Below are 12963 nucleotides of genomic sequence, written 5' to 3' on the forward strand. Positions count from 1 at the left end.
CCCGCATCGTGCGGCAGTCGGTCGCCCGCCTCGTACGCCTGCGCCGCCTCCGTCAGCCGGGCCAGCGCCCGGCCGCGGGCCTCGCCGACGGTCCGGTCGGTGACCTGGACGTGCACGAGCACGCCGAGCAGCGCGGCCAGACCACAGCACATGACGGTGATGAAGGCGGCCGCCTTCCAGGTCAGCGTGCCGGTCCAGCGCGGCAGCCGGCCGAGCGTGCGGCTGAGCGTGCGGCCGAGGGGTCTCATCGGGCGCTCTCCGAGGGGACCGGTGCGGCCGAGGGGGTGACGGGCGGCACGGGCGGCGCCGGGGGAGAGGCGGACGGGGCCGGCGTGACCCGGCGGCGCGGGAGCGCGGTGCCCACCCGCACGATCTCGTCCCGGGTCGCCAGCATCGCGTGCTGGTGCGGATCCCAGGTCCACTCCGTGCGGAACTCGTAGCCCGGCAGCGTCGACGGCGAGCGGATGATCACGGTTCGGCCCGCCAGCTCCACGCTGATCACGCTGTCCGAGGTGCCCATCACCTGCACCAGCCGGTGGTGCTCGACGGTGTACACGCGGACCGCCAGCTGGTCGTCCGGGAAGCGGATGCCGAGCACCATGTCGTCCTTGCCGTCGCCGGTGAGGTCGCGGTAGTACGCCCGCAGGACCGGGCACTGCCGCCCCTGCGGGCCCGGTGCGCCGCAGTCCTTCAACCGCTCGCGCGTCTCGGCGTACATGGCGTGCGGGCCCGAGTAGGCGTCCGGATGCGCGGCGACCTCGGCACGCACGACGTTCAGGGGATTCACCCGGCGGATGTCATCACCGGGAACGGTGACGCCCTTGACGGTCTCGGTGTCGGCCTCGCCGTAGTCCAGGGCGGGCGTGGAGGCGGGCGGCAGCTGGGGCCACAGCCGTACCGGGCCGACGGCGGTGGCGGTCGGGCCCGCGCCGCGCAGTGCACCGGAGTCGCCGCAGCCCGCCAGCAGCAGGGCGGCCACGGCGACGCCGAGGGCCATGCGTACGGGGCGGCCAGGGAGTGCCGGGCCGACACGGCGACTGCGGAACGCCGTGCCGGCGCGACGGCTGGGGAACACGGGGGCATCCGTCCTTTTTGCTCACCTGATGACCGGTTGTTCACTCTACGACCGGCCAGTGAGGTTACTCCGCGAGTTCCTCCAGGAGGCGGGCGGTGTCCAGTCCCGCGCGCAGGTACTCCACGAACAGCTCGTTGTGCAGCGCCCAGGGCCCGCGGCGGGCGCGGATCATGCGGATCGCCTCCTCGGGGGTGTGCCCGGCCCGGACCAGCGCATGCGCGACGACCAGACCCGAACGGTTGTACCCGTGGTAGCACCGGACGAGCACCCGGCGCCCGTCCTCCAGCGCGTCGTCGGCGGCCTGCGCCAGCCGCATCACACCCGCGAGCTGCGTCCCGTCCAGCGGTCCGTCCGGGATCGGCCACACATGGTGCTCGACCCCGTCGTCGGGCCCGTGCCCGGGCAGCCGCAACAAGGTCAGCACCAGATCGAACTCATCACGTACGACGGCGAACTCCCGCTCCCCGGAGCGCCCCTTGAACTCGTGGCCGCCCATCCACAGACCGGGCACGATCTCGCTCCACGGGCTGTCGGGAGCCGGAACATCGGGTTGCTTTCTGCGGCTCCGCAACGGCGCCTCCCACCGAGTCCCCAACTGCTCACAAAGGTAGCCGGGTTCTTGCCCCCGGAGCACCCCGCCTGTTCCCATGGTCGAGGGGTGATGGTGCATGGACGGACTGCGCGTCGTACCGACCTGGCGGCACGGACAGGAGCGCCTGTACGTGTGCGGCACCGACGGGAGGAACGTCGCCTGGTACGACCGGGATACCGGGCGGGTCAACCTGCTGAGCGAGGACCTGCGCGAGGACGTGCTCGACGCGCTCGGCCCGTTCGTGACGGGCCCGGTCACGGTCGGGCCGCCCCCCGTGCCCACCCCCGCCGAGCTGGCCCGGCTCTCCCTCCACCCGGACGACGACCTGGCGCCGAACCGGCCCGGCGAGGCCCTGCTGATCGCCCTGGACCGAGACCCGGGCCCCACCCACCGGCTGCGCCCGGACCCGCGGCGCCGGGCGCTCGCCGCCGAGCAGGCGGTCGGTGACGCCCTGGACGGCCTGGAGGGGGCGGGCTGGCGCACCCTCCACTCGGTGCCGCTGCCCGGCGGCGACCGCATCCACCACCTGGCGATCGGCCCCGGCGGCCTGTTCGCGGTGCGCTCCCTCTACGCCCGCAGGCAGCGGGTCCTGATCGCCGACCCGATGGTGACGGTGGGCCGCCAGGAGGCGCGGCCGCTGCTGCGCCGGGTGAGCGCCGACGCGGACCGGGCGTCGTACGCGCTGACGGCAGAGGTCCACCCGGTCCTGATCGTCACCGAGCCCGCCCGCCTGGAGATCACGACCCCGCTGCGCAAGGTCCGCGTCCTGAAGGACACGGACCTGACCGCCCTGGCCCGCTTGGGAGGCATGCTGAAGCCGGCGGACGTGGAGGCGCTGCACGCGATGGCACGGGACCGGCACACGTGGTCCCGGGTGTGACCGTAGGACGACGCCACACCGCAGGGCTCGGGGCAGGGGAGCCGCTTGCTCACCGGGCGGTGGAACCGCTTGTCCTCACGGCAGTGGAACCGCTTGTCCTCACGGCAGCGGAACCGCTTGGTCCGGATCGCAGAGCTCGGCCATGAGGTCCCCGTACGCCTGCAGCCGGGGAGCGATGTCCGCCGCGCGGAAGACGAGACTGCCGGGCGAGGCGCAGTCCCTCACCTCCTCCCATGTCACCGGCGCCGACACGGTGGGCTCCGCCCGGGCCCGCAGTGTGTACGGCGTGGCGGTGGTCTTGCGCGCCGCGTTCTGACTCCAGTCCACGAAGACCTTCCCGGGCCGCAGACTGCGGGTCATACGGTGGACGACGAGGCGGGGCATCGCCTTCTCCGCCTCCACGGCGAGCTGCCGGGCGTAGTCCGTCGTCCGCTGCGAAGGCGTCTGTTCCACGATGGCCAGCAGATGCAGCCCCTTGGAGCCGGACGTCTTCGCGTACGCCTCGATCCCGTCCGCCGCCAGCCGCTCCCGCAGCCACAGGGCGACCTCGCAGCACTCGACGATCGTGGCCGGTGCCCCCGGGTCGAGGTCGAAGACCAGCCGGTCCGCGATGTCCGGCGTGTCGATGCGCCACTGCGGGGTGTGGAACTCGGTGACGAGGTTCGCCGCCCACATCAGGCTCGCCAGGTCCTGGATCAGCACCATGCGGGCCGCACCCTCCGTACGCGGCACCTCGGCCGTGGTGACCCAGTCGGGCGTACCCGGCGGCACGTTCTTGGCGAAGAACAGCTGTCCGTCCGGCCCGTCCGGATAGCGCAGGAAGGACAGCGGGCGGTCGCGGAGGTGGGGCAGCAGGGCGCCGGCGGTGGTCGCGTAGTAGTGCAGCAGCTCGCCCTTGGTGAAGCCGGTGGCGGGATGGAGCACCTTCTCCAGGTTGCTGAGCGCCAGCCGTCGGCCCTCCACCTCTGTGATCGGCGTCATACGATGAGAATCCCACGAGAACCCCATGTAATCGGCCTATCTATCGGGAAAAGGGGCGGAACGTGCGATCCATCTGGAACGGTGCCATCTCGTTCGGCCTGGTGAGCATCCCCATCAAGCTGATGAACGCCACCGAGAACCACGCGATCTCCTTCCGCCAGATCCATCTGGAGGACGGCGGCCGGATCCGGTACCGCAAGTTCTGCGAGCTGGAGGACCGCGAGGTGGCGCAGGCGGAGATCGGCAAGGGGTACGAGGACGCGGACGGCTCGGTCATCCCGATCACGGACGAGGACCTGTCGCAGCTGCCCATCCCGACCACCAAGACGATCGAGATCGTCGCGTTCGTCCCGCAGGACCTGATCGACCCGCTCCAGATGGACACGGCCTACTACCTGTGCGCGAACGGCACTCCGGCCGCCAAGCCCTACACGCTGCTGCGCGAGGCGCTGGGACGCACGGGGAAGGTGGCGATCGCGAAGTTCGCGCTGCGGGGCCGGGAACGGCTCGGGATGCTGCGCGCGGTCGGCGACGTCCTCGCCATGCACGCCTTGCTGTGGCCGGACGAGATCCGCGCACCTGAGGGCGTGGCACCGGAGGGGAACATCACGGTCCGGGACAAGGAGCTGGACCTGGCGGACGCCCTGATGGACACGCTGGGGGAGGTGGACCTGGACGAGCTGCACGACGAGTACCGCGAGGCGGTGGAGGAACTGATCGCGGCGAAGGCGGAGGGCAAGGAACCGCCGACGGCGCCGGCGCCCGAGGGAGGCAAGGTGCTCGACCTCATGGCGGCGCTGGAGAAGAGCGTGCGTGCGGCCAAGGAGGCGCGGGGGGCGGGCGATCAGGGGGCGGAGCAGAAGGCCGAGGTCAGACGGCTGCCGCAGCGGAAGGCGGCGCGTACGGAGCCGAAGGAGACCGGCGGGAAGAAGAGGGCGCCGGCGGCGAAGAAGACGGCGGCCAAGTCGGGGACCACGGGGAACAGGACGGCGGCCAAGCAGAGCGCGACCAGGCAGACCTCGGCCAAGCAGACCCCGGCCAAGCAGAGCTCGACCAGGAAGACGGCAGCCAAGCAGACTGCGGCGAAGAAGACTGCCGCGAAGAAGACAGCGCCGAAGAAGGCGACGGCCAAGGGCGCCTAGCTAGTGTTCCCGCCGCAGCGCCAGTACGGCGTTGTGGCCGCCGAAGCCGAAGGAGTTGCTCAGGGCCAGGTCGCCGCGTGCGGGGAGCGGGCGGGGGCGGCCACGGACCACGTCCAGTGGAATCTCCGGATCCTGGGAGTCCTGGGGATGGCGGACTGCGGCGCCGATCGTCGGAGGGATGAGCGCGTGGTGCAGCGTCAGCACCGTGGCCACGGCCTCCACACCGCCCGCCGCGCCCTGCAGATGCCCCAGGTGACCCTTGAGCGCCGTGACCGGCACGGTGTCGCCCAGCACCTCCCGTAGCGCGATGCCCTCCGCCAGGTCGCCGTCGGGCGTCGCGGTGGCGTGCGCGTTCACGTGGACGACGTCCACGGCGCGCGCACCCGCGTCCCGCAGCGCCCGCCGCAGCGCGAGCACGATTCCGGCACCCGACGGATCCGGCGCGGCCATGTGATGCGCGTCGGCGGACAAGCCCCACCCGGCGGCCTCGCAGTACACACGTACCCCGCGTGCCCGTGCGTGCTCCTCCGCCTCCAGCAGCAGGAACCCGGCGCCCTCGCCGTTCACGAATCCGTCGCGGTCCTTGGCGAAGGGCCGGGAGGGCGAGACGTCCCCCACCGCGTGCTGGGACAAGGCCCGCATCGCAGCGAACGACGCCATGATCGCCGGCGTCACCACCGCCTCCGCGCCGCCCGCCAGGGCCACGTCCACGTGCCCGTACCGGATCCGGTCGATCGCCTGCCCGATCGCCTCGGTCCCCGACGCACAGGCGCTCGTCACGGTGCGCGCCTCCCCGGTGATCCCCAGGTCGATCGATATCTGGGAGGCGGCCTGGGAGGGCACGGTCATGGGGGTGGTGAGGGGCGAGACCGCGCGGGGCCCCTTCTCCCGCAGCACCCGGTCACCACCGACCAGCACGGAAGCGTCACCGAGGATGGACCCCACGGACACGCCGACGCGCTCCGGTTCGAGTCCGCTGCCCACCGCTCCCGCCAGGTCGAACCCGGCGTCCCGCCAGGCCTCCCGTGCCGCGAGCACCCCGAACTGCGCGGCCCGGTTCATCCGCCGCGCCCGCGGCCGTGGGAGCAGCGCGGCGGGATCGGCGGGCACGGTCCCGGCCGTGCGGACGGGCAACCCGGCGAAGTCGTCACCCGTCAACTCGGATATCCCGCACCGCCCGTCGAGAAGCCCCTGCCACAACTCGGCCACCCCGACACCGAGCGGGGTGATGGCTCCGAGCCCGGTGACGAGGACCCGCCGCGGTGTGGCACCGAGGGCCGGCCGCCGGGAGCTCGGGTTCCGGCGTACGAGGTGGCCGCGGGCCTTCTCCTGCTCGGGCGGCTGAGGCGACCCGGCGTCCGGCAGCGGCGGTCGGGGGAGGGGCGAGGCGGAGGGGGAGGGGCGCATGGTGCCACGCAGCTTTCCGTAGATCCGAACGCTGCTGCCCCCAGGCCCGGTTGTGCTGTCCGTCGGTCAACTCCACTGTACTTCGCCCGCATACGGGACGGCGTCGGCGGGGCTCCGTAGGACACCAGGGAGCCATGCGCCGGCGTAGACCGGACAGCAGCTCGTGGCTCGAAGCCCCGGACCCGGTGCTCGCGCTCGCCCGGGAGGAGCCGGCCTTCTCCGAGGAGGTGCGCGACTCGGCCCGCAAGTGGTACCGCGTCACCGAGCTGGGCACCCTGGCCACTTCCTCGTCCACGGTGGTGGCGGCAGGGCTCCATGCTCCGGCATGGTTCACCGCTCTCATCGCGGGCGGCGCCCTGTTCTTCACGGGATTCCGGCAGGTGTTCGCGTACGGCCCCTGCTACGTCCTGGCGGCACAGTCCCGTGAGTCCCTGCCGGCGGCCGTCCGGTGTCGAGCTCAGCGCGGAGATCCGCCCGGCCCGGCCGGATGCCCGGGTCACGCTCGCCCACGCCGGGCCGGAGCTGCCCCACTCCACGGGCGGCACGCGGGCCGGCCGCAAGGCTCGCGCTTGGCCGGAGTCCCACGACGTGGAGGTGCGGCTCGACTCCTTCATGTCCCCCGGCAGTACCTTCGGCACCTATCGCGACGCTCGCGGCGACGTCGTCGACGCCGACCTGTCCTTCTGGGCGACCGGCACCACCCCCAACACGCTCTGGTTGCGGCTGGCCGGTCACGGCGACTGGCTCGACGGCGCCGGCCATGTGAAGGTCGACCGGACGCTCCGGGTCGAGGGGTGGACGGACGTGTTCGCCGTCGGCGACGTGAACGACGTCAGCGAGCTCAAGATCACCCCGGCCGCACTCGCCCAAACGGACATCGCCGCCCACAACATCCGCGCGTATCTGCGCAGTTCCGGCAGGCACCGCAAGGAGCCCCGCCTCTACCGGCCGATCCGCCGCACCCCGCTCACCGTCCCGTTCGGCCCGGCCGGCGGAGTGACCGTGATGCCCGTGCCGGGCGGCGAGACCGCCGTCCTCGGCAGCCGCACCAGCACCCTGGCCAAGGCCAAGACCCTCCTGACCCCGTACATGAGGCGCCAGCTCGGCTACACCGCGGACTGAGGTGCTGAACAGGGCGACGATCGAAACGTTTGCGTTTCGCTACGAGGTTCCCTACTCTCGGGACGGTGTACGAAACCGTTTCGGACAGCGGGCCCCCGCCTGCTGGCCGAAGCGGCCCCACACCGGCCGAACATCGAACGAACCGACGCCCACACCCGTACCCCGAGCGCCGGACGGACATCGTCGTCCTGCTCCGCCTCGAGGTGGAAGGCACTGAGCCACCCGGAGCCCTTGAGCCCCGCAGAGGGATCACATGGAATTCATCCAGACCGAAGCCGCCCCGGCCACAGATTCCGGCCGGGCCCACCACCATGCCCAGCCGAAGCACCGATGGTGGGCGCTGGGCGTGATCGCCCTCGCCCAACTCATGGTGGTGCTCGACGCCACGATCGTGAACATCGCACTGCCGTCCGCCCAGCAGGACCTGGGCTTCGACAACAACGGACGGCAGTGGATCGTCACCGCCTACTCGCTCGCCTTCGGCAGCCTGCTGCTGCTCGGCGGACGCCTCGCCGACCTGTTCGGCCGCAAGACCACCTTCATCATCGGCCTGGTCGGATTCGCGGCGGCCTCCGCACTCGGCGGCGCGGCGAACGGCTTCACCATGCTCGTCGTCGCGCGCGCCGTCCAGGGCCTGTTCGGCGCCCTGCTGGCTCCCGCCGCGCTCTCGCTGTTGACCACGACCTTCACGGACGCCAAGGAACGCGCGAGGGCGTTCGGCGTCTTCGGCGCCATCGCCGGTTCCGGTGCCGCCGTCGGCCTGGTCCTCGGCGGCCTGCTGACCGAATACCTGAACTGGCGCTGGACGCTCTACGTCAACGACGTCATCGCGGTCTTCGCGCTGATCGGTGCGATCGTCTTCATCAGCCGCTCGGTCCCGGCCCAGCGGCCCCGGCTGGACATCCCGGGCGTGATCCTGGTCTCCGGCGGCCTCTTCGGCGTCGTCTACGGCTTCGCCAACGCGGAGACGCACCACTGGAGCAACTGGATGACCTGGGGCTTCCTGGTCGCGGGCGGCGTGCTCCTGCTTGCGTTCTTCCTCTGGCAGGCCCGGGCGAAGCACCCCCTGCTGCCGCTGCGGGTGCTGGCGGACCGCAACCGCGGCGCCGCCCTGTCCACCGTGCTCATCTCCTCCGCCGGCATGTTCGGCGTCTTCCTCTTCCTCACCTACTACCTGCAGGCGACGCTGGGCTACTCGCCGGTGAAGAACGGCGTGGCCTTCCTGCCGATGGTGGGCGCGCTGATGGTGATGGCCCAGCTGTCCACCAACGTGCTCGTGCCGAAGGTCGGCCCCAAGGTGATCGTGCCCATTGGCATGCTGCTGGCCGCCGGCGGCATGGTCTGGCTGACCCGCCTCGGCCTGCACAGCGGCTACGCCGCGCATGTGCTGCCGCCCCTGCTGCTGATCGGCGCGGGCCTCGGCCTGTCGATGCCCGCGGCGATGAGCTACGCGACCCTCGGCGTCCAGGCGAGCGACCAGGGCGTGGCCTCGGCGGCCGTCAACACCACGCAGCAGGTGGGCGGTTCGGTCAGCACCGCGCTGCTCAACACGCTGGCCACCAGCGCCGCGACGGACTACGCGAAGCACCACATGACCGACCCGCTGGTCAAGGCGAACGCCGCCCTGCACAGCTACTCCACCGCGTACTGGTGGTCGGCCGGCTTCTTCGCCTTCGCGGTGCTGGTGACGGCGCTGCTCTTCCGCCGCAGGGCGACGCCTCAGCCGGCCGCGGACACGCCTGCCGCCCCGGCCCCGGGGGCCGCACCAGCCGCCCCTGAGCCCCTGGCCGTCGCCACCGCAGGGGACACCGACGGCCGCGACACCGCCCGTCCGGACATCGAGATCGACGGCCCGGGCGTGATCCGCGGCCAGGTGCGGGACGGGGCCGGCACACCACTGGCACGCGCCGCCATCACAGTCCTGGACCCGACGGGCCGCCAGGTCGCCCGGGCCACCTCACGTGAGGACGGCTCGTACGCCGTGGACACCTCCGCACGCGGGAGTCTGGTACTCATCGGCTCGGCGGCCGGACACCAGCCGCAGGTCGCGACGCTGTCCCTGAACGGCACACCGATCGCCTACGACCTGGTGATGCCCGCCGGCACGGGCACAGTGTCCGGCACGGTGCGCGACACGGGCGGAGAGGCGCTGCCCGCAGCCCTGGTCGTGGTCACCGACGAGCGGGGCGCCGTGGCGTCCTCGACGACGACGGGGACGGACGGCGCCTACCGGGTCGCCGACCTCCTCCCCGGCGACTACGCGGTCACGGTCACCGCCGCGGGCCGCCGCCCGGCAGCCTCCCTGGTGACGGTCACGACCGAGGGCATCCACCACGACATCGAACTCCGCGCCGCCGTCGACGTACGCGGCACCATACGCACCCGGGACGGCCGCACGGTGGAGGACGCCCGCGTCACCCTGCTGGACGCGGAGGGCAACGTCGTCGCGGCCCGCTCCACCGGTCCGGACGGCACGTACGCCTTCACCGACCTGTCCGGCGACGAGTACACGGTGGTCGCCAGCGGCTACCCGCCGGTGGTCACGCCGGTGAAGATCGACGGGGGCGGGCGCCGGCAGGTGGACGTGTCGCTGGGGCACGAGGAGGCGTAGGGGACCGCCCGCGTGGCGACCGGGCCGTCAGTTCGAAGCCGCGGCCTGCGGGGCCCGGTTCGCACGGCGCATCGGGGGCCATCCGGCCCTGCGCCTGGGTGCTACGGCGGCGACCGGACCGGACCGGACCGTTCGACGGTCCGGTCCGGCCGCACGCGCCGGTGCCTTCGAGTGCGGCCTGTCGGTCACTCAAAGCGCCGGCCGGGAGAACACCACCAGAAACGCGCCGTAGGCGAACGAGAACCCGGCAAGGGCGCTCGCCACCACGGTGGCGTGCCACGGCCTGGCCCTGGCGGTTCTCACCAGCGCCCGCGCCACCACGATCAGCAGCGGGAAGGCCGGCAGCAGAAAGCGCGGCTTGCACTGGAAGTATCCGTTGCCGGCGCCGCCGAGCGCGATCAGCAGCAGGACACCGCTGTAGACGACCAACGGCAGCGGAACACGGTCCAGGATCAGCAGCACGAACAGCAAGGTGCTCACGACGACGATCAGCAGCGCCATCGGGAAGATCAGCCGAGCGCCGTGCAGCATCATGTGCTCGGTGAAGCGCAGCGCCCCCCGCCCGAAGTCGAAACGTGAACCCCACCGCCTCTGTACGGCGAAGTAGCCGCCGAGCGGATCACCCTTGCGCAGGCCCACCCACAGCACATAGCCGGCCCAGCCGAGCGGCGAGAGCGCCGCGCCCATCCACAACCGGTGGGGGACTCCGCGCCCGCGCTTGCGCCACACCTCGTGGGCCGCCCCCGCCAGGACCGCCGCGGTCACGGCGCAGCCGTTGGGCCGGGAAAGGCCCGCGAGCGCCGCAAGCGCTCCCGCCCACACCCACCGCCCGGTCAGGACCGCGTACAACGACCAGGCGGCGCACGCCGTCAGCAGGGTTTCCGTGTACGCCATCGACAGCACGACGGAGTGCGGGAGCACGCCCCACAGCACGACGAGCGCGGTGGCCACGGCGGGGCCGTGGAGCAGGACGCCGACCCGGTGGATGCCGTACGCGGCGACCGCGGCGGCCGCCCAGGACACCAGCAGGCCCGCTGCGATGCCACCGAGCGGGGTGAGTGCGGTGACGGCGCGGACCAGTCCCGGATACAGCGGGAAGAAGGCCAGGTTCTTGGGGAGGTCGTAACCGTGCGCGGCGATTCTCAGGTACCAGACCGAGTCCCACGAATACCCGAGCAGAGGCAGCGGCCGTCTGCCAGAGGAGGAGGCGGCGAGGGCGACCACGATTCCGCCGCACAGCCGGACGGCGACGAACAGGCCGATCGCGGTGACGGCCGACATCTTCAGCCGTCGCCCTTCCCCGGGAGGACGGCCACGGACGCGGTTCCCGAGATGTGCGACGACGCGGGCGGGGCCGGTGCTGACGTGAGCCATTCGGGAACTATGCCTGCCATGGGCACACATCGCGTGACCAGGCACGCCTGCATTCCCGCGCAGGAGCCCTTTGGCATGCGGCCTGTTGACGGTGCGGTAATCAACGGGATATCCAGCCGGCTGACGAACTGCTGAACAGCACGCCTGCCTCAGTCGGTCAGTGCGCTGTCGGCGACTGTCAACATGGTCACGGTCGAGCAATCCTCCACACCCGGAAGGGCGCTCCACGAGTTTGCCGCTACGACCGCAACCAAAAGCGGTGCAGCGAGGTCTCACGGACATGAGCCCTCGTTTCACAGCACCTGGTGCGACACGATTCAGGATGGTCCGCCTGCTCGGGGTCGGCACGGTCGTGATCGGTGCGGTTGCCGGGTGCACCACCCGGCCGACAGTGTGCGCGGCCTCGGCGGTGCTGGCGCTCCCCTCCGTCGACGTCAACGTCTCGGCCTGGATGCGAGCACACCCGCAGGCGACAGTGCGAGCCTGCGCCGACACTCACTGCTTGTCGTACCCAGCCGGGGAAGTCGGAGCAGACGTGCACGTCCCGACTTCGCCCGGCACCGGCCCGAACCGTATGGTGACGATCACCCTCACCGCGGACGAGACCGGACGGCAGGTGCTCCGGACGGACACCCGGGTGCGGCTCGTGCACCACACCACGCACGATCCGTGCGGCCCACGCGACTGGTGGACGGCGTCGGCCACCCTCACCGCGACGGGACAGCTCAAGCCGGGCTGATGGCCGGCACCCAGGGAGACGGTTCGGAAGACGCCGTCTGCCATGGCAGCTGACCTCTTGTTGGTCGGTGGCCCAACCGTGTGCGGGGGCCGCAGCCACCGTCATTCGTGGAGTTGAGCTGCTTTGGGTCGCACCGCACGCATGCCCGAGGCGGGCTCCTGCGCGTCCTCGAGCGGCAAGGTCTCGTCGTGCCCGAAGTCAGGGGCCTGGAAGGGCTTCGTCGTCGGAGGCGGCGATGCTGCAGTGGAGCAGCGGGGTTGCCCGTCCAGGGCGGAGAACAGCGGCGTCAGATCGATGAGAGGTTCCTCTTTCATCACAGACCCCTGAGGGTCCTGGTATGCCCTGACCGGGCACAGCGGTTCTACAGCTTGGTCATCTTGGCGTACGGGCTCAAGATCCGCATTTGCGTCGAGCCGAAATCCACGAGCGCCGCGATTCCGTCCTCGATGCCGATCACCCGGCCGAGGCCGTACACGTCATGGGTGACTTGGTCTCCCATGGCGAAGTGTTTGGGAGCCGGCGTGACCGGGGCCTTGAAGGGGCTGGTGGGCAAATGACGCTTAGGTGCAGCGGGCTTCGTCATGCCTCAGTATGGGCCCACGCGGATCCCGCTCGCTGTGGCCGTCGGCACAGATCCGGACGGGAGCAACCGCGTCATGCCACTGACCTGGGGTTTTGAGACCAAGGGCGGCGAAAACTCGACCGTGGGTCCTCTCGCTGCCAGTGGCTGACCGCTGCATCCGGCACGGTTGTGGCACGACCTGAGCCCCCCGGCAGCCGGCCAGGACAGCGAGTGCACCGACCGATCGGGCGCGCGTATGCTCCGGCCACTTCCACCTTGATCACTGGCGGACCGCGGCTTGCGGGGGCATCTGCCTGCACCGACACGAAGACCCCGTACTCCGCGATTCCGCTGGTGACGGGGTCTTCGGGCACACCTGCTCGGGGCTCTCTTCGATGCGGAACGCCGCCTGCATCCGCCACCCCGGCTGCGACCTCATTTCGGAGAGGCTCTGTACGGCAACGGAGGGCGGCGGGCC

The 12963-nt window shown here is 71.6% G+C and carries 10 protein-coding genes and 2 pseudogenes; 5 read left to right on the forward strand and 7 right to left on the reverse strand.

Annotated features, from left to right (window positions below; all coding sequences use genetic code 11):
• The 3 genes and pseudogenes from C3488_RS07565 to C3488_RS07575 form a co-directional block, all read right to left on the reverse strand.
• Positions 1–248: pseudogene (locus tag C3488_RS07565) on the reverse strand (two-component sensor histidine kinase); the annotation flags it as partial.
• The gene (locus C3488_RS07570) at positions 245–997 is read right to left on the reverse strand and encodes a hypothetical protein (RefSeq protein ID WP_103838649.1); all 753 of its coding nucleotides are present in this window, start codon (positions 995–997) and stop codon (positions 245–247) included. The gene C3488_RS07570 and the pseudogene C3488_RS07565, both read right to left, overlap by 4 nt.
• A 142-nt stretch (positions 998–1139) precedes the next feature.
• Entirely contained in the window at positions 1140–1646 is a 507-nt protein-coding gene (locus C3488_RS07575; RefSeq protein ID WP_103838544.1) for a dual specificity protein phosphatase family protein, read from the reverse strand.
• Positions 1647–1743: 97 nt separating this feature from the next.
• On the opposite strand from C3488_RS07575, the gene C3488_RS07580 reads away from it, so the two are divergent.
• Entirely contained in the window at positions 1744–2547 is an 804-nt protein-coding gene (locus tag C3488_RS07580) for a nuclease-related domain-containing protein (RefSeq protein WP_103838545.1), read from the forward strand.
• Positions 2548–2646: 99 nt separating this feature from the next.
• Here C3488_RS07580 and ligD read toward each other — a convergent pair whose 3' ends face one another.
• A complete protein-coding gene (ligD, locus tag C3488_RS07585; protein WP_103838546.1) occupies positions 2647–3528 on the reverse strand; it encodes a non-homologous end-joining DNA ligase in 882 nt (293 codons plus the stop codon).
• A gap of 62 nt (positions 3529–3590) precedes the next feature.
• Here ligD and C3488_RS07590 point away from each other — a divergent pair, with 62 nt between their 5' ends.
• On the forward strand, positions 3591–4670 hold the full coding sequence (locus C3488_RS07590; protein ID WP_103838547.1) for a Ku protein: 1080 nt from the start codon (positions 3591–3593) through the stop codon (positions 4668–4670).
• Here C3488_RS07590 and C3488_RS07595 read toward each other — a convergent pair whose 3' ends face one another.
• Complete coding sequence (locus tag C3488_RS07595) at positions 4671–6077, reverse strand: beta-ketoacyl synthase (protein WP_103838548.1); 1407 nt, start codon at positions 6075–6077, stop codon at positions 4671–4673.
• Positions 6078–6518: 441 nt separating this feature from the next.
• Here C3488_RS07595 and C3488_RS07605 point away from each other — a divergent pair.
• Positions 6519–7199: pseudogene (locus tag C3488_RS07605) on the forward strand (FAD-dependent oxidoreductase); the annotation flags it as partial.
• 253 nt (positions 7200–7452) lie between these two features.
• On the forward strand, positions 7453–9810 hold the full coding sequence (locus C3488_RS07610) for an MFS transporter (RefSeq protein ID WP_103838549.1): 2358 nt from the start codon (positions 7453–7455) through the stop codon (positions 9808–9810).
• 189 nt (positions 9811–9999) lie between these two features.
• On the opposite strand, the gene C3488_RS07615 is transcribed toward C3488_RS07610, so the two are convergent.
• Positions 10000–11184: a mannosyltransferase family protein gene (locus C3488_RS07615; RefSeq protein WP_181138924.1), complete on the reverse strand. Its 1185-nt coding sequence runs from the start codon at positions 11182–11184 to the stop codon at positions 10000–10002.
• A gap of 535 nt (positions 11185–11719) precedes the next feature.
• Between C3488_RS07615 and C3488_RS40060 the strand changes: the two genes are divergently transcribed.
• The gene (locus C3488_RS40060) at positions 11720–11923 is read left to right on the forward strand and encodes a hypothetical protein (RefSeq protein WP_146067842.1); all 204 of its coding nucleotides are present in this window, start codon (positions 11720–11722) and stop codon (positions 11921–11923) included.
• Between the two features lie 361 nt (positions 11924–12284).
• On the opposite strand, the gene C3488_RS07630 is transcribed toward C3488_RS40060, so the two are convergent.
• Positions 12285–12506, reverse strand: coding sequence for a hypothetical protein (locus C3488_RS07630; protein WP_103838553.1), 222 nt, complete (start codon positions 12504–12506; stop codon positions 12285–12287).
• Positions 12507–12963: the final 457 nt, after the last annotated feature.

Origin of the sequence: Streptomyces sp. Ru72 (genome assembly GCF_002920635.1) — a bacterium.
GTDB lineage: Bacteria > Actinomycetota > Actinomycetes > Streptomycetales > Streptomycetaceae > Streptomyces.